We start from the raw sequence: 18,808 nt of genomic DNA, 5'->3' as shown, positions 1-18,808 counted from the left end.
TCTCGTTACAATGCTCGTATATCATTTATTTTGGAATCAGAAAGGGAAACGATCTCCTAAATTAAATTCAGCCATATTTATTGTATTGTGTTGCCTCGCTACCATACTATGTATCACTTTCGCAGCAAAAACAAATAATGGTTTTCAGTTCGACATGCGACATATCGTATTAATTGTCGGCACGTTAACGGGAGGGCCTATTGCTGGTGGTTCTATTTTAGCTGTATTAAACATTTATCGCTTTTTATTGGGAGGAATAGGTGCGTTTCCATCCTTTATCGCTTCTATTCTCCTATTTATTGTTCTACTATTAACATACAAATTTTTTAATCGAAGTTCTAATCATATAAAAATAACACTTGCTATTTTTTACAGTCTTACTTATGGATTTGGTTGGATACCATTTTTCCTTGCAAGTGTTACAAATGAGGCAGATTATATACCACATATCATTGTGTACGAACTATGTACGATGATTGGTACGATCCTTATTTTATATTTACTACACATATTACAAATGCAAGTTCGTCTCCAAAATGAACTTATGAACGCTGAGAAATTTCATTTAATCGGCGAAATGGCAGCTTCTATCTCTCATGAAATTCGTAATCCTTTAACTGCAACGAAAGGTTTTTTACAACTTTTACAGTCAGATGCATGTTCTGAGAAAGAACGAAAATTATATATCGACATAGCCATTAATGGTATCGAACAAGCAAATCACGTTCTTACAGACTACTTAACTTTTGCAAAACCGAGTATTGAAAAAGAACAACAATTACAAGTAGAGGAAGAATTACTTCATGCGTTGTCTTTGATCACACCTCTCGCCAATTTAGCAAATGTTCGTATAAATTATATAAAACAAAGTACATCTTTCTTTATCGCTGGCGAAAAGCAAAAACTGAACCAATGTTTATTAAATATTTTTAAAAATTGTATTGAGGCTATGCCTACAGGTGGCGACCTTATTCTTACATTAGTTCCAGACCATAAACATATACAATTATATATAAAAGATACAGGAGTTGGTATGGATCAAGAACAAATAAAACGCCTTGGATCACCTTTCTACTCAACGAAAGAAAAAGGGACCGGACTCGGAATGATGGTCGTCTTCAGCGTCATTCAAGCAATGGATGGAAAGATTGATATTATAAGCGAAAAAGGGACAGGTACAACCTTCTTATTAACTTTCCCACTCATACAAAAAACGTGATGAACTTCATCACGTTTTTTCTGTTCCTTCAACTAATTCTGCAAAAGCTTTCACTTTCCCATGTGGCTTTTGATTTTCTTTCCGAGCTTTCCAGGCGCGCTCTTCTTCTCTCTTTTTCTTTGACATGCTTTTCAACTCCTTCTTTTCTTTTCTCCATGTAGTATTCCAAAATGAGAAAGAAAACTATGCATGAGTAAAAAAGAAAAGAAGCGGTTCCCCACTTCTTTCATTTTAACGCTGTAAAATTGCATGTTTCGCTTCTTTTAGCTGTGTAAGATGTCTTTGTTCGTGTAAATCTAGAAATTGAACCCATTGATATAAATTCAAATCATTAAAAATAGGATGTTTTAATCCATTTTCAAATAATTCTTTTTCATCTATTACACTATGAAGGGCATGTAATAATTCTTGTCGTGAATGTTCAAGTAATTGAATTCCTTGCAGTTTTTTCATTAATGTTTCTGTTGGTTTCATTTGTTGAGGAGCTTCCCTTTTATGTGTACGATCAAGCGTAAGTTGGAGGTCTTTAAATGGAGCAAGTTTTCTTTCTTTTTTTTGCAAAGCATATACAAGGGCAGATGTGACAGACTGTTCAACTAAATGCAAATGATGCAAAATTTGAATAATACTCCATTTATCACGGCGTGGCTTTACATTCACCTCCGTATCATTTAACATTTCAATTTCTGATAACAGCGTGCTTCGTGTAGACTGTAATGAGTGGACTAAAGTTTCTAAACTAACATCCATATTAGATTGAAGCATAGTGCTTTCCCCCCTTTTGTTGGTGAAAAGGGGCGCTCCCCATTAGAAACACCCCTAAAATAATTCTGAATTTTCTTTTATTATCTCATCATTTTTCTATTATGTCGATGTTAAACATAGGAAAAAAGTGCATGTTTTTTTACAATTTTGTGTCGTCAACAGCACGTAACCACGCTTCAATTTCTGTAATTACACTTTTTACACACCCTTCAGCGAATGGTGATGTTAAATTTGCAACCTCTACTAATTCTAAGAATGATTTACTTCCACCTTGTTGACAAAGATTCACATAATCTTCCCAAGCCTCTTGTCTATTATCTCTTGCACGTTTCCAAAATTGCAGTGCACAAATTTGAGCTAACGTGTAGTCAATATAGTAGAAAGGTGAGCTATAAATATGACCTTGACGTTGCCAGAAACCACCACGCTCTAAATAATCATTATCTTCATAATCACGATGTGGTAAATACTTCTTCTCTATGTTACGCCATGCTGACTTACGTTCTGCTGGCGATGCTTCTGGATTTTCATATACATAATGTTGATATTCATCTACAGATACACCGTACGGTAAAAATAGAAGTGCTGAACTTAAGTGTGAGAAATAATATTTATCCGCATCTTCTTCAAAGAATAACTTCATCCATGGCCATGTAAAGAATTCCATACTCATTGAATGGATTTCACACGCTTCATATGTTGGCCAATTATATTCTGGAATTTCATACTTACGACTTTCATATACTTGGAAAGCATGGCCTGCTTCATGTGTTAGCACATCAATGTCACCAGACGTTCCATTAAAGTTTGAGAAGATGAATGGCGCTTTATAATTCTCGATATATGTACAATATCCACCACCAGCTTTTCCTTTTTTCGCAACTAAATCTAATAAATCATTATCGAGCATGAAATTAAAAAATTCATCTGTTTCAGCTGATAATTCTTTATACATCGTTTTCCCGTGATTAATAATCCAATCGGCATCGCCTTTTGGAGTTGGATTACCTGTAGCAAACTCAAAGTTTTCATCATAATAAGCGAGCTTTTCTACACCAATGCGTGCTTTTTGTCTATTTCTTAACTCGGTTGCAACCGGAACGATATAATCTAATACTTGCTGACGATAGTTCGCTACCATTTCAGCATTATAATCTGTACGATACATTCTTGCATATCCTAATTCAACAAAGTTTTTAAAACCAAGTGTTTTTGCGATTTTCGTTCTCACTTTAACAAGCTCATCATAAATGCGATCTAACTCTTCCTCTTTCTCAGCTAAAAATCCGTAGTATGCTTCACTTGCTGCTTTACGTTCACTTCTTTCTTTTCCTTGCATAAATGGAATAAGTTGCGATAACGTTCTTTCTTCTCCTGCAAAGTCAATTTTTGCAGATGCTAATAACTGTGTATATTGTGAAGACAGTTTATTCTCTAATTGTAAATCTTTCACGACTTCATCAGAATATGTTTTCAAATCACACTCCGCAAGAGCAAATAATTGCTTTCCATAATACGCCTCTAATTCTTCGCGGAATGGAGAATGAATTAACGCATTATAATACTTTGTACCATACCCTTGTACAACTGGAGAGAATTCATCAAAGAAATCCTGCTCATCCTTATAAAAGGCATCTGTCGTATCAACAGAATGACGAATGTAACAAAGGTTCCCCATTGTACCAAAGTCATTACGAATTTCGTTAATTGAATTGATAACTTGTTTTTGTTCTTCTACAGTTTTTGCGTTATCAAATTTCTCTAAAGCAACAGTAAATTTCCCTTTTAATTCTTCAATATTTGGCCGTTTATATTCATAGTCTTTAAATGACATGAACAAGCCCCCTCTCCGTTATGTATACCTTTACTATAATTCAATACTTATTCCCAAATCCCCTCTTAGTTTTCAACAAAATTCGGCAGCTTCCATCTTGCTTATATGCAAAAAAGCCTTGGATTTCTTTATCCAAAGCTCCTTTGGAACATATCATCATTTTTCATACTTTCCAATTTTTTTCAATAGCTCGAGTAATTCATCCTTCTCATCCTTCGTTAACATTTCAAAAGACTGATATATAACTTGCTCATGACCTGGAAAAATAGAAGCAATAAAGCTCTCTCCAGACTCCGTTAATTGTGCATAAATAACACGCCTGTCATTTGGACATGGAATTCGTTTTACAAGCCCTTTTTTCTCTAGCTTATCTACAACGTATGTAATGCTGCCACTAGCTATTAAAATACGCTCACCGATTTGCTGAAGTGGTTGGCCTCCTTTATGATATAGTAATTCTAATACAGCAAACTCAGTTGGATTTAATCCGTTACTTTGTATGGATTTATTTGTAGTATCCATAACAGAACGATGTACACGGGATAATGCAATAAATACTTTTAAAGATTGAGAAATGTCTTCTCGCTCATTATTTGATGTCATACCATTTCAACCCTTCACTTAAATTCTCCGCAACAAAAAGAAAAGCAACGTAGCACCTCATTACAACTTCCGAATGAATATTCACTCATTCCTTTTCCTTTCCCTAATGTAATGCAAATGATTCTTGAATAAAAACATGACAATTTTAACATAGTTTATATATAATGATAATAAAAAAAGAAGGAGTACCAAATTTGAAAGTCAAATTACAAAGCATAGTTTTTTACATACTGCTTGTTATACTGCCAACGATAGGGATTGGTGCCACATTTTTTTCATATCACACTTATCAAATGAAACAGGCAAACAAACTATCTGCTCACACTGTTCTCTTTTTATATAGAGACTATTTAGACCATCACCTTGGTGAAGCTATATCTGCCTTAGAAATGCTCGCAAAAGTCGTAGGGACCGAAACTGGCAACATCAATGGGATTAAACAGATTGTACATGATACCGATGGAAATGATCAACGTTTTTCCGGTCTATATTACGCTACGACAGATGGGATGATTACACTCGCATCCCAAGGCGATTCGCCGCCTATTGACGTTTCTGACCGCCAATACATCCAAGATGCATTGCAATCTAAGAAAACAACTGTATCATCAGTTATTACAGATCGCGTTCTTGGACATCAAGCTATTATGATTGCGTCTCCAATATTTAATAGACAAAAGGAACTCTCAGGATTATTATTAGCAAGTTTACGCTTTGACTACATTTCAGCCTCTTTAAATGCTATTAAACCACAATATCATTTCGAAGTGACTGATAAACATGATGTAGTTTTTCTAACCGATGATAATAACGAAACAAGCGATGGGCATTCTAACATGCTTACTACCCCACTCCAAAGATTAAATTGGAAAGTCTCTGTTTCTCCGTTACCTATTCATCAACAAACTTTATACCAGTTAGTTTCAATAGAGTGTATAGCTACTTTATTTTTAATGTCTATTTTATTTTTACTTGCTCAATATATGTTATTAAAACGTCAAACAAAACTAGAAAGACAACAAAATGAACTACAAAAAATTGAATTGGTTGGAACTTTTGCAGCTAGTACAGCTCATGAAATCCGTAACCCTCTTACTGGAATTAAAGGACTCGTTGCTCTGTTAAAAGAGAAATATAAAGATGAACAGGATCAGTTCTACTTTTCCGTAATCGAACAAGAAATAGAACGGATTAATGAAATTGTAAGCGAATTTCTTATTCTTGGAAAACCAACTGCCATCACTGAACAAACATATGATGTAAGAACGATTCTTAATGAGGTATCATTAATTATCCAATCTGAAGCGAATCTACATAACATTGTATTTCATTTACATTTGCCAGACCACCCTGTTCATATACGTTGCTCAAAAGACCATATGAAACAAGTGGTTTTAAACATTACAAAAAATGCAATTGAAGCCATGGCTTCTGGTGATACATTAACCATTGTAGTAACAAACAACGAAAAACACGCACACTTGCAAATTATTGATACTGGAAAAGGGATTCCTAAACATATTCAAAAACACCTCTTTCATCCGTTCTTTACTAATAAAGATACTGGAACAGGTCTTGGGCTTGTTATATGTAAACGAATTGTAGAGATGTACAATGGGCATATATTTATTGATAGTAAAGAAAACAAAGGAACGACAGTTCATATAGAGATTCCATTACACATAGTATAATTATCCTTATCTTAAAAGGGTAATTATACTTATTTCATAAAACCAGCTACAAACATTCTCCAAAAATTGTTTGATTTCCCTTCATACCCAATTTGAAAAATAGGAACCTTTATAATTGAAAACCATTTCGGTGTTTGTTTTTCTTTGTAACGCTGATACTGTACGATAAGCTTGTCCAATTCTTGACTAACTTGAATTGTCTCCATACTATTTAACCCACTTGTTAATCCTAAATGAATCATTTCTTCACGTTTCATATGAATATCATGCGAAAGCTTTTCTAATGTGTACTTCCTTTTTACAGTAAACATCCATATCCCCCTTATTTTTCTTCAATACTCTCAACGCCTCTTCTACTTTAGCCCTTTAAACACTTAATCCTATTTAAAATTGAAGAATCAGAAAATTTAACATTTTTCCCCTGTAATTTACAAATCTTTACCCTCACTTTGAGAATTATTACAAATTATTCTATCTTTGTAAATACATTCGCAATAATAGACATTTTTTTCATCTTCTTTTTTGTAAATACTCAGTAAACAGTGGATTCTCTATTTTCAATGTACTTTTCTTCGACATTTTTTGTTTAATTTATGTAAAAACGCAAAACATAATGATGATTGATAAAGTGAAACTTGAATTAGTGGGGATTTTGTTCATCCCCCACTAATTATTAGCCTTCACCAATCGAGCGCTTACGGGCAGTGGATCTCCCACCTAACTTCTTTGCTCCAGCCGAATTTTGAGGTGGGAGTCTTACTGCCCGCAAATAGCGGGATAAAATAGAAAGGAAATATTTATATGCGCAAATATACCATTGCATTTCTCGTCTTCACCCTGTTCATACCCTTCTTCTTCTTTCCTATTCAAGCAAACGCTCATACGAATAAGGTTGCTATTGTCATCGATGATTTCGGCAATAATATGAAAGGCACAGATAAGATGTTATCACTTCCAATTCCACTCACTGTTGCTGTTATGCCATTTCTTCCTTCTACTAAACAAGACGCAATAGCTGCCCATAAAAAAGGGCATGAAGTTATTATACATATGCCAATGGAACCAATTAGAGGAAAAAAAGAGTGGCTTGGACCAAAAGCGATTACAACAGATTTAAGCGATGAAGAAATAAACAACCGACTCGAACAAGCAATTCAAGAAATACCTCATGCAATAGGAATGAACAATCATATGGGATCAAAAGTAACCGCTGATGAAAGGATTGTACGTCTTATACTTTCTGCCTGTAAAAAACACGGTTTATTTTATTTAGATAGTAAAACAAACCCTAATAGTGTTGTCCCAAAAATCGGTAAAGAATTAGGCGTGCCTATTATTGAAAACCAATTATTTTTTGATGATGTATATACGGTAAGTCACATTTCAAAACAAGCACAATTACTCATAAAAAAAATCCAAGACAAACCCATTATGGTAGCTATCGGACACGTTGGGGCTCCAGGTGAAATTACATCACGTATTATCGAAACTTCTATTCCTAAAATTCGTGAGCATGCAGACTTTATTTTTTTATCTGATTTAGCGTTATCTCCACCTTCTGTTTCAAAATAAGATTCATTTCTCGCACTAAAAAAGGTACCTATCTACATATAGCAGATAGGTACCTTTCCTTTTCAACTTAAATATAATCTACATGACTCACCCTGAATCCCTTTTTCTCTATCTTTTCAATTAATTGCTTTAATTTTTTTTCATTTAACTCATCCGATATATTTACGATAACACGGCGAATATATTGATCACCATTATCAAGCGTAAACAGCCCACCGATATTATATGCTTTTAATAATGTCCCAAGCTCTTTAATTGTTCCCTTACAATCTTGTGTTGCAATTGTTAATATATAACCACCCGTCCGCATACCGAACGAATCCTCAATAACATCAAATACATTAGAATGTGTTAAAATGCCGACAAATTCATTATACTCATTTAAAACCGCTAAAAACGGGAGACGACGAATAACGTAAAAAGCTCTAAAAAAAGAATCCTTTTCAAAAATAAACGAATTTGGATTTTCCAGTACATCTTCTGTACTTACATCCTCTAATCTGCTATTACACTTCTTTTCTAAAAGATCTACTTTATAAATAATCCCCGTGAATTCCTTCTCATTTTCTGCTAATACAGGGATTGCGCGAAATCCCGTTTCATTCATAATTTGTAACGCCTTTTCACCAGAATCATTCGTTTTACAAAATGTCACCTGCTGTTTTGGCAGAAAATGATATTTAACTCGCAAAATATGTTCCTCCTTACATGTCAACATGTAATCTATATATAATAAGGAGACCTATATTTTATGAGTGAAATTTCTTTTTAAAACGCTTTCATTTTTATGGAATGGTAATCTCTGTGAATACATCTTTATATAACAGAACTTTTTGCCCCTTTTATCATTAAAAGCTTTACGTGATAGTTCATTAAATACTCTATACCTTCCAACCATTTTTTCGCTTCTTCTGGAGTTTTCCCCCACACGATCATTCCGTAATTATGAACAAGGACTACTCCTCCACCTTCAATAAAATTCGGAACATTATTTTCTAATAAATTAGCGAATTTCTTTTCATCTTCTACAATTGGAATTGTCATTTCTGTAATACCATCTTTTCCAAAAACACGTTCCACACTACGTTTTTCGAATGTTACTTCTCCTTCTTTCCCATATAGCTCTGACATTAAATGACTATCTACAGTCTGTACTTGTAAAATGCATTCTGCACTACTTTTTTTATAAATATCCGCATGCATAAATGACTCTATAGCTGGTTTTTCTTCGTTTTCAAATACTGGCTCACACATGCAATTTACGACAATAAAATCTTCTTCAGAAAATACCCCTTTATCTCTTCCCTCTACATTCACTAAAAATGTTAATGGCTCTTTTGACGTACACATCGATAAACTAATTTTCGTACCATAAAACCAATCGCGAAGTGCCAATTCTGCTTTCACATCTTTTAATTCGTTCCATTTTTTCAGAAAAAATAACATTTCGTCACCCCCGGCGTAATATTAATATAATGTTCAAATCCTTTCTATATAAAAGGAATGTTTTTTGATTATTCTAAAAATTAATTGAATTATCACACGAGAATGCCTTTTTGTCAATATCGTTTCAGCACCTATCGGAAAAATAGGCCTATCACATGTAAACACTCCTGTCTATTTAGCACTTGATTTTGTACATATAAAAAATACGTTATTCTTCTTATTAAAGAATAACGTATTTTTCTCATTTATTATTTTTTTATTGCCTTATACAGAAATTGCGCATATTGCTCACGTGTTACGAAATCATCCCCTAAAAAGTTCCCATTCCCGTCACCTTTTGATATATTATTATCCACTAATGCTTTCACATATCCTTCTGCCCAATGACCTGTTGGTACGTCTGTAAAGTTCTCCAAATTATTTTCATTTAACTGAAATACTTTTTGTAATACTACTGACATCTCGTACCTAGTTAATACTCCTTCTGGACGAAACTTACCTGTACCATCTCCTTGCATAATTCCAGCTTGTGCAACTGTAGCAATATCTTGCTCAAACATATGCCCTTTCGTATCAGTAAACATCTCTTTCTGCTCTACTTTACTTTCTAATTTCAAGTACCTTTGTACTAAAGACGCAACTTGTCCACGAGTAATATTATCCCCAAATCCAAATTTACCATTTCCATATCCTTTAAAAATATCTTCTTTCGCTAAATAGTTAATTGCTGTCTCTGACCAATGTCCTTTCGGCACATCATTAAATTCTATTACTGCTTCTATTTTCTCGTCTTCTTTAGAAGGATTGTCCTCTTTACTTTCTACTACATTTTGAATAACAGATCCTGTGAAGAAGATTCCTGTATCTGCAAATGGGTCTTTCACACCAAATTCATATACTTTCTCACCTGGTGTACTCCACTTAACTACATCGTTACTATACGTACCATCTTCACTCTTCAAACGAATTTTTGTAGAGATTTTACCATCTTTTTCGTATACAGGTACTTTCACTTCTTTATTTACTTCTGTGTCCGCTAAAAAGACTTTTTGATTTTGAACATTAATGTAAGCTGTCTTACTTAGTTCTACAACTGGTCTCACATCGCGGATTTCATTTGCCACAAAACTTAGAAATACTAACTTTTTCAAATTGCTAACTGGTGTTAAGTCTGAAATATAATTTGCCTCTAAATCAAGCTTTTGTAAGTTTACTAGACTTGATAATGGAGTAATATCCTTTAACTCATTATTAGGTAAATCTAATTCTGTAAGCTGAGTCATTTTAGCAAGTGGTGTCACATCTTCAATTTGATTTTTCCCGATAAATAATTTATTTAATTGATTCATTTGATCAATACCCGATAAATCTTTAACTTTATTACGCGTTAATACTAAATCCTTTAAAGGTAATGAATATAACGGTTTAATATCTTCAATTTGATTACCTGCTAAAGTTAAGTATGTTACATTTTTCAACGCGCTTAATGGAGCAACATTCGTAATTTTATTATTTGCTAAATTCAAGTAATCTAGTTGTTCCATTTTCGCTAATGCTGTTACATCTTCTATTTGGTTGCCTGATAGATATAAACTTTTTACATTTTTCATTTCAATTAGTGGTGCAATATTTGTAATTTTATTATTACTCAAATCAAGAGATTCTAAATTATCCATCTTAACAAGTGGTGTTACATCTGAAAATTCATTACCACGCAAAGCTAAATGATTTAATTGCTTTAAATTCGCAAAGAACGACGGATCTGTTATCTTCGCATTCGCAACTGTTAAAGATTTTAAATTTGGCATATATTTTAATGCACTATAATCCAGAATCTCATTCGTGTTTAAAAACAAGTCCTTTACTTGTAATAACTCCTCTTTCGTAATTGGTGTATTTAAATCTTTTCGATTAAATACTTTTTTATTAACAAGTTCTCTTAATTTGTTATCTGTTATCATATTTTGACTATCAACTGGATGATCCGTTTCCGTATTGCCTGAATTAGAGTTATCATCTGGTTTCTCTGTTTCTTTGTCACCTACAGTTGGATCTTTAATTTCAAATTGAACTTGATATTTGTGATCATATCCGATGGCCGGAATAAGTATATGCATTTGCATATTATGCTTCTTCTCAAATTCGCCAATTTCAAATTGGACTACTTTCGTTCCATTTTTCCTCTTATCTTCTGATAAAACTTTCACATCTTGAAATACACCAGGTTGGTTTTTATCCTCTATTCTAAGATATTGAAAATAATCGCTATCTTGTATTGTTACAGTAACGATTTTTTTCCCGTCTTTAATTGCTACTTTAGGATTTTTTATGTACTGAGAAACCATAGATGGCTCATCTTTTTGATCCTTATATATTTTAATCTCAGTATCATACGTGCGATCACTGGCTGCTGCTACCGACTGGTTTGCTTCAATTTTTATTGCTGCTAACGCTGGAGTAGAATACGCAGCAAATGGAATAGCTAATGTTGTTGCTACTACTAGAGCTTTAATATAACTTTTTTTCAAAATAATATCCCCTTATCTTATATATATTTCAATTGATAATTACTATCAATTACTAACATAATAAATGATAATGAATCTCATTATCATTGTCAACAAGAATATTACATTAAGTTTATATTTCCATAGATAAAAAATAAAAAACCCTTTACTCAAAGGGCTTTTTTGCCTATCGTATGAAGGATTTCACTTTTTTCTTTTTCATTAATAACACCAATTTTTTGCAAAATGTTTGCATACAATACAAGTTTATTATATATCCGTTCCGACATACTTTCCCTTCTTTCCTTCGACCAACTTTTTTTGTATTGGTAAATTATATGAACGAGATGAGAAAATGTGTCCACTTTTTGCATAAATACAAAGCTTTTATTTTTTTACTTGCTGCTAGTAAAACTCCCACCTAAAAATTAGGTGGGAGTCTAAACGTATTCAATTCATTTAGCAAACTGTCCATTGAATATTATGCTTTTTGACTTCTTCTTCAAAACTATAGGGCATTTTCTTATCACACATAATATGTTGAATACGAGAAAATCCTGCTATTCGGTAGTTCCCTTTTACGCCTACCTTTGTATGATCGCATAAAATATACGTTTTCTCAGCTAATTTCATCATCGCTTCTGACAGTTTCGCCTTTTCTAATTCAAAGCTAGAAACCCCAAAACCTTGCAACAACCCATCAATCGAAACGAATGCTTTATGAAAATGAAATTGATGAATTACTTGCTGTGAAATAGACCCCGACACACGTGAATGTTTTGGAGATACTTTCCCGCCTATAAATAAAACTTCACCGTGAAACATCTTTTTATTAATAGAAGAAATTAATTGTGTTGCTACTGGAAATGAACTTGTTACAATCGTTAAATTTTTACGATGAACAAGATATGGCACCATTTGAAGTGGTGTACTTCCATCATCAATCGCAATAACATCTCCATCTTCCACAAACGTTGCTGCTTTATACCCAATTCTTTTCTTCTCTTCTATATGCAGCATCTCTCGTTCTAACATCGGTGCCTCTATCCCAGCTCCCGGAAGTTGAACGGCTCCACCGTACACTTTCTTCAATTTTTTTTCACGATCTAATTCTTCTAAATACCGACGAATCGTCTCTGTTGATACTGCGAACTCTCTCGCTAATTCTGAAACTTTTACTTTTCCTTTAAACTCTACCTTCTCAAGAATTGTCCTCTTTCTCTCTTCACCTACTACAGACATAGCCTCACCCCATTTATATCTACCTCATAAACTGTCTTACTTATACAAAGTTATAATTTTCTTTTTCAGTGAAAATCTCTTCATGAATATAAATACCGCGCTTTTCTAGTTCGTCAAAAATAATTTGTGGATTTTCGAAAGCTTCTTCAGGAGTAATAACACCGACTTTATTAACTACTCCTTTTGCAATTAACTCTGTAGCGATTCCAAATGGGATACCAACATTTCTTGTATAGGCCCTTAATTTCTCCCAACCTACTACAGAACCGTCAGATAGCGGATGTGTATGGTATAACACATGCCTTTGTTTTTGATTATTTTTCATACCTACTACTTCTACATGAAGTGCATAACCATAAAGCTCTGTTTCTTGTCCTTCTTTCGATTTTAATAGATACTTCGAAATACAATCCATAATACCAATTTCTTTACCCTTTATTTCAATTTGATCATTACGCAATATACCATAATCATATAAAGCACGAACGAGCTGCATATTTTGCTCTGGCCAAGTTCCTCTTGTTTCAATAAGCTGTACACCTTTATCTTCCAGTGCCTTCGCTAACGTAATCGTTTCTGAATGCGGGATTATATACTGCATTGTTTTTCCGTAAGGCGCTGGTAATTCAATTTCTCTCGGGCGCGCAAACGGAGGTACTTGCTTGAATTCACCTTCCTCATACACTGTACGCGTCGGCAAATGTGGATCATATTCATATGTCGTTGTCTCTGTAATTGATGCAGAAAAAGCAATTGGACGATACGAGCCATGACTTACTCGAACTGACTCTACAGTATCTAGCTGATTTGCTGCATACATGGCCATCATTTGCGTTACACCTGGTGTCATACCAAACCCAGGTAAACATGTTGTTCCATGTTGAACAAATTTAGAATGGGATTCATTTTCTTCACCGAATCCATTTAAGTTCACACCGTGACAACCGGCCTCTGCGATACAGCGAGTAGACAATCCATTTAACTTTATCGTCGTACCATCCATTACAATGTTATAGCCCTTCATTTTTGCGACCGTATCCTCATGATTTGTCACATCGACTTTCACAAAATCAACACGAGGATCATTTAACCACTCTACTACTTTTCGGCCTTCCTCTTCATTAAAATCGGCTACCGTAATCGTCTCAAAAGATGAAAATTGAACTAAATCTAAAATTGCTTCACGACAAATTTTACCTGCTCCACCTAAGCAAAATACTTTCACCCTATAACAACCCCTTTAGCAATACTATCAACTAAGCGATTAATATCGTCTTCATGTACATCACCGATATTTCCAATGCGGAACGTATCTACTTTCGAAATTTTACCTGGATAAATAACAAATCCATATCGCTTTAATTCATTATATAGCTGCAAAAATTCAAATCCTGCTTCTAGATAAATGAAAGATGTAATAATAGGAGATTGATATTTTTCATCTACTAATGGCTTAAAGCCTATTTCTTTCATTTTGTGCACTAGTAGTTTTTGATTGCTATAATATCGATTGTAACGGGCTCTTACCCCGCCTTCTTCTTCTAATTCAAGCAATGCCTGATAAAAAGCATGTACAACATGTGTAGGTGAAGTAAAGCGCCATTTCCCATTTTGCTCTTCCATCGTTTCCCACTGATCATATAAATCTAATGATAAAGAACGAGCTTGTCCTTTACATTTCAATAGTTCATCACGATTTGCGATGACAAAACCGAATCCGGGAACACCTTGAATACATTTATTCGCACTACTAATTAGAAAGTCAATTTGCAACTCAGCGATATCTATTTCAATACCACCGAAACTACTCATTGCGTCAACCAGTGTAACTTTTCCATATTGTTTTCCCAATTTACATACGTCTACAATTGGATTAATAATACCTGTAGTTGTTTCACAATGAACAACTACAATATGCGTAATCTCTTTATCTTGTTGTAATAACTGTTCTACTTCTGCAATATTAGTAGGCTCCCACTCTTCTGTTTGACTGACCACCACATCTATATGTAACATCTCTGCCATTTGTACAATCCGCTTACCATACGCACCATTTGTACAAACTAGCAGCTTTCCGTTTCTAGGAATAACAGAACCAATTACTGCTTCAACCGAAAACGTACCGCTTCCTTGCATTAAAACTGTTGTGTACTTTTCTTCCTCCTTTGTCGCTAACGATACAAGCCTATTTCTTACATCTTGCACCATCGTGTTATATTCAACATCCCACGTACACCAATCGTATAACATAACTTCTTTTACAGTTTTTGTTGTCGTTAATGGTCCTGGTGTTAATAATAAATAGTGATTTTCATTCATGATCGTGTGCCCCCCTTTATGAAATAATAAGTTCTTGTTTCTCGATATGTTCAATTACGTTTTCGAGCTCCTGCATCGTTTCAATTGTAAAATGAGCCCCATTTTCAACGAAACGATTACGAACTACTTCTATTTTTTCACGAAGATCTAACGGATCCATATTCTCAACTTCCTCTTCCGTTAAACCGAGCTCACTACTACCGAGGATTACACCAACTGTCCACATTCCAGCATTTCGGCCCTCTTTCATATCTGACACGGTGTCTCCAACTTTTATCATATGATTCATTGGGTATACACAGAGTTCCATCGCATTTTTATAACACATCCACGGATATGGACGACCTGCTGGAACATCATTTGGCGTCACAAGAAAATCAGGTTTATACCCTTGTATTTCTGCTTCTTTTGCAACAATGTCCATCATTTCTCTCGTATAACCAGTTGTTGATCCAATTTTAATACCTCTTTCACGTAGTGAAGAAACCACTTCTTTTACCCCATCAATTGGCGTGGCATAGTACGGTAAAATAGCAAAGAGAATTTCTTCAAACTCTTCATACATCTCATGAATGTCTTCTTCTGTTGGTAATTGTCCGAAGACACGCTTCCACTCATTCGAAATACGGGGCATTTCCGTTAATACCCTAACATGATCAATCTTCAATAACCCCATTGGTTTACGAGCTTCTTCTGCTGTAATTTCAACACCGCGTTTATGAAAAATCTTCATGAATACTTCTAATGGTGCAAAACATCCGTAATCAACTGTCGTACCTGCCCAATCAAAAATAACTGCTTCAATTTTCATTCTATCCATCACCCTTCTTACTTATCTTTTTTGCCATTGTGACGTTCGGTTACGAAGTGCTTTCGTTCCCCATTCATATACAACCCTCACTACAATATTTGTAACAACAATAAGTACACTCATTGCAGCTGCTGGTGCTACATTTCCTGCATCATCCATATTTACAATTGATACAGCAGCTAGTTTAAAATCAGCCGCGTATAAGAACACTACTGCCGATACAGTTACCATTGAATTTACGAAATAGTACATAACCATTTCTAAAATAGCTGGTAAACACATCGGTACTGTTACTCGAAAGAAAGTTTTATAGAATGGTACACTCATCGACTGTGAAACAAGTTCAAACTCTCGGTCCAGTTTCTTTAAAGCAGTCGTTGCGGTAACAAACGTTACAGAGTAAAAATGTATGATATTTACTAATACTAAAACAGCAATTGTGCCATATAAGGAATGAAACGGATTTGTTACTGAAAGTCCTAGAATTTGAATTGTTGGTTGACTGAAGAAAAAGACATATCCTAATCCAAGTACTAATCCAGGAATCGCTAACGGTACAATAGAAAAAAAGTAGCCTACTTTTCTGAAAAAATGTAGCTGTTCTATTTTTTCAATCGCATAAGCGAACACAAATGTTAAAATCGCACCGATAACTGCCGTAACGGCTGAGACAATTACACTATTTTTAAACGCTTCAAGTCCGTCTCCTGTCAAACTTGAAAAATTAAAATGCTCAAGTGTAAAGCTCATATTATAGGGCCATACTTTCACACTTGCAGCAATACCAACTGCCACAAATAAAAGAATGATCATAGACGTGACTACGCTACAATATACGAATGAAATAACATCTCTTTTCTTATTATTTATTATTCTGTAAGGTACTGCTTTTGAAGATAAAAGATTCGCCTGTTTTCTTTGCGTAATACGATCAACTGCAAATGCGAAAATAGCTGGGATCAATAAAATCATTCCGACAGTTGCGCCCATGGACATATTTTGCTGTCCAATTACTTGCTTATATACGTCAGTAGCAAGTACGTTATATTGTCCTCCAACAATTTTAGGTGCCCCAAAATCAGTGAAACTAAGTGTAAATACAACGAACATCGCACTAATTAATCCGTATTTCACACTAGGTAAAGTAACCGTAAGAAACTGTTTCACTTTACTTGCACCCAACATATTAGAAGCTTCATATAAACGATAATCAGAACCTTGGAGAGCAATTAATAAAATAAGGAATGCTTGCGGAAATGTATACATAACTTCAGCCATTACAATTCCTACTGGTCCGTATAACGGTATTTGTATTCCTTCAAATAAACCAAACATCCCTTTTGTTATTAACCCTTGATTACCAAATAAATATGTAAGCGCAATACCGTGCATCATCGTTGGTGCGAATAATGGTAATAATGCTATGTATTGAAATACGCGCTTTCCAAAAACATTTGTACGAGTGATCGCATATGCGTAAGCGAAAGCGAGTGTAACCGAAATAATTGTTGTAGCGCCCGAAATCCATATCGTATTTTGTAATGATTGAACTAGCGTTGGTGTTGTGAAATATTTACTGAAATTCGCAACACCAACAAAAGCTCCATCTTTATCATAAAAGGCTTGTGTAAACAGTTGTAATAAAGGCAATACAAGCATGATAAAAAATGAAAGAAGCATACCAATAATTAATAGTCTTTGTATCCACTCTTCTTTACCGATACGTCTCTTAATCTTTTTTTTTGTACTTTCTACCTTAAAGTTTTCTAACATCTCCATCTATACAATGACCTTCTTTCCATATGACAACATATGATTTTCTGAGAAAGAGATTTGAATTGGCTTTCCTTTTCTAATAGCAGTTTCCTCTACTTCTGATGCCAATATATCCACTACAATTTTCTCATTATAAAGGTGTGTTTTCTCTTCTATGACCCGCACTTCCGTCCGGTATACAGAACCGCGAAATTCCATGCTTTCTACAACTGTTTTAATACCATTATTTTGTACAACTGTTACATGTTCAGGACGAATTGCATGTTCTTCGTTATTTTTCGAAAAGAAATTAATAGAACCAATAAAATCTGCCACAAACGGATTGGCTGGTCTTTGATAAATCTCCTCTGGTGTTCCAATCTGCATAATTTCCGCATGATTCATTACAACAATTTTATCAGCCATCGTTAATGCCTCTTCTTGATCATGCGTTACCATAATAGTTGTTACTCCCACTTTTTCTTGCAAATCACGCATTTCTCTGCGCAACTTTTCACGCACTTTTGCATCTAAAGCAGATAATGGCTCATCAAGTAACAAAATATCGGGAGACAGAGCGAGCGCACGTGCAAGTGCTACTCGCTGCTGTTGTCCACCAGACATTTGAGCAGGATATTTATCTTTTACATTCAGCAAATCAACAAGTTCTAACGCCGATAGCGCTTTTTCTTTTACTTCTGCTTTTCCATATTTTTTTGTTTTTAAGCCGTATTCAATGTTTTCAAGTGCAGTTAAATTCGGAAATAATGCATACGATTGAAAAACCATTCCGAAGTTCCTCTTTCCAGGTGGTAATGCTGTAATATCTTTTCCATTCACAGCAATACTACCTGTTGTTGCCTCTTCTAGCCCCGCTAAAATTCGGAGCAATGTCGTTTTCCCACAACCACTTGGGCCTAATAAACAAACAAACTCATTTTTTTTCACAGTAAAAGAAATATCCTTTAACGCTGTAAATGCATCAAACTGTTTTTGAATGTGTTGAATTGATAAATATTCGCTCATTTTTCTCTCTCCCACTCA

General features: G+C 34.5%; 17 protein-coding genes. 3 read left to right on the top strand and 14 right to left on the bottom strand.

The features are described from left to right. The first annotated feature begins 10 nt into the window (after positions 1–10). Positions 11–1,219: an ATP-binding protein gene (locus ABH957_RS14640; protein WP_113936980.1), complete on the top strand. Its 1,209-nt coding sequence runs from the start codon at positions 11–13 to the stop codon at positions 1,217–1,219. 9 nt (positions 1,220–1,228) lie between these two features. Here the strand turns inward: ABH957_RS14640 and ABH957_RS14635 are convergent, their stop codons facing one another. From ABH957_RS14635 to ABH957_RS14620, 4 genes are all read right to left on the bottom strand, one after another. Further along, positions 1,229–1,345: a DUF6254 family protein gene (locus ABH957_RS14635; RefSeq protein ID WP_000038354.1), complete on the bottom strand. Its 117-nt coding sequence runs from the start codon at positions 1,343–1,345 to the stop codon at positions 1,229–1,231. Positions 1,346–1,450: 105 nt separating this feature from the next. Next, entirely contained in the window at positions 1,451–1,984 is a 534-nt protein-coding gene (locus tag ABH957_RS14630; RefSeq protein ID WP_002030551.1) for a DinB family protein, read from the bottom strand. A 139-nt stretch (positions 1,985–2,123) separates the two neighbouring features. Next, the gene (locus ABH957_RS14625) at positions 2,124–3,818 is read right to left on the bottom strand and encodes a M3 family oligoendopeptidase (RefSeq protein ID WP_113936979.1); all 1,695 of its coding nucleotides are present in this window, start codon (positions 3,816–3,818) and stop codon (positions 2,124–2,126) included. 156 nt (positions 3,819–3,974) lie between these two features. Next, positions 3,975–4,421, bottom strand: a complete 447-nt coding sequence (locus tag ABH957_RS14620; protein ID WP_002011538.1) for a MarR family winged helix-turn-helix transcriptional regulator — start codon at positions 4,419–4,421, stop codon at positions 3,975–3,977. 194 nt (positions 4,422–4,615) lie between these two features. On the opposite strand from ABH957_RS14620, the gene ABH957_RS14615 reads away from it, so the two are divergent. Then, positions 4,616–6,112 carry a DUF3149 domain-containing protein gene (locus tag ABH957_RS14615; protein ID WP_113936978.1) on the top strand — a complete coding sequence of 499 codons (1,497 nt, stop codon included), beginning with the start codon at positions 4,616–4,618 and terminating at the stop codon, positions 6,110–6,112. A gap of 29 nt (positions 6,113–6,141) precedes the next feature. On the opposite strand, the gene ABH957_RS14610 is transcribed toward ABH957_RS14615, so the two are convergent. After that, entirely contained in the window at positions 6,142–6,423 is a 282-nt protein-coding gene (locus ABH957_RS14610; protein WP_002011543.1) for an aspartyl-phosphate phosphatase Spo0E family protein, read from the bottom strand. Between the two features lie 490 nt (positions 6,424–6,913). Between ABH957_RS14610 and ABH957_RS14605 the strand changes: the two genes are divergently transcribed. After that, the gene (locus ABH957_RS14605) at positions 6,914–7,684 is read left to right on the top strand and encodes a divergent polysaccharide deacetylase family protein (protein ID WP_002086817.1); all 771 of its coding nucleotides are present in this window, start codon (positions 6,914–6,916) and stop codon (positions 7,682–7,684) included. Positions 7,685–7,751: 67 nt separating this feature from the next. Here the strand turns inward: ABH957_RS14605 and cbpA are convergent, their stop codons facing one another. From cbpA to ABH957_RS14560, 9 genes are all read right to left on the bottom strand, one after another. Further along, positions 7,752–8,375 (bottom strand): cyclic di-AMP binding protein CbpA, encoded by a 624-nt coding sequence (gene cbpA / locus ABH957_RS14600; RefSeq protein ID WP_002140932.1) that lies wholly within the window; start codon positions 8,373–8,375, stop codon positions 7,752–7,754. Between the two features lie 125 nt (positions 8,376–8,500). Next, entirely contained in the window at positions 8,501–9,130 is a 630-nt protein-coding gene (locus ABH957_RS14595; protein WP_002011549.1) for a class II aldolase/adducin family protein, read from the bottom strand. A gap of 248 nt (positions 9,131–9,378) precedes the next feature. Further along, on the bottom strand, positions 9,379–11,658 hold the full coding sequence (locus tag ABH957_RS14590) for an NEAT domain-containing leucine-rich repeat protein (protein WP_404511494.1): 2,280 nt from the start codon (positions 11,656–11,658) through the stop codon (positions 9,379–9,381). Positions 11,659–12,096: 438 nt separating this feature from the next. Continuing rightward, complete coding sequence (locus ABH957_RS14585; protein WP_113936976.1) at positions 12,097–12,879, bottom strand: DeoR/GlpR family DNA-binding transcription regulator; 783 nt, start codon at positions 12,877–12,879, stop codon at positions 12,097–12,099. A 40-nt stretch (positions 12,880–12,919) separates the two neighbouring features. Beyond that, positions 12,920–14,104 (bottom strand): saccharopine dehydrogenase family protein, encoded by a 1,185-nt coding sequence (locus ABH957_RS14580; RefSeq protein ID WP_113936975.1) that lies wholly within the window; start codon positions 14,102–14,104, stop codon positions 12,920–12,922. Then, positions 14,101–15,198 (bottom strand): 2-aminoethylphosphonate--pyruvate transaminase, encoded by a 1,098-nt coding sequence (gene phnW / locus ABH957_RS14575; RefSeq protein ID WP_404511492.1) that lies wholly within the window; start codon positions 15,196–15,198, stop codon positions 14,101–14,103. Before phnW ends, ABH957_RS14580 begins: the two co-directional genes overlap by 4 nt. Before the next feature lie 16 nt (positions 15,199–15,214). Further along, entirely contained in the window at positions 15,215–16,009 is a 795-nt protein-coding gene (gene phnX, locus ABH957_RS14570) for a phosphonoacetaldehyde hydrolase (RefSeq protein WP_113936974.1), read from the bottom strand. Positions 16,010–16,030: 21 nt separating this feature from the next. Then, positions 16,031–17,788, bottom strand: a complete 1,758-nt coding sequence (locus tag ABH957_RS14565; protein WP_404457283.1) for a putative 2-aminoethylphosphonate ABC transporter permease subunit — start codon at positions 17,786–17,788, stop codon at positions 16,031–16,033. Beyond that, positions 17,789–18,790, bottom strand: a complete 1,002-nt coding sequence (locus ABH957_RS14560; protein ID WP_002086828.1) for a putative 2-aminoethylphosphonate ABC transporter ATP-binding protein — start codon at positions 18,788–18,790, stop codon at positions 17,789–17,791. It lies immediately after the preceding gene. Positions 18,791–18,808 lie beyond the last annotated feature (18 nt).

This window comes from Bacillus sp. RC242 (assembly GCF_044908245.1).
Lineage (GTDB): Bacteria > Bacillota > Bacilli > Bacillales > Bacillaceae_G > Bacillus_A > Bacillus_A mycoides.
This window is presented reverse-complemented; position numbering and strand designations above follow the sequence as displayed.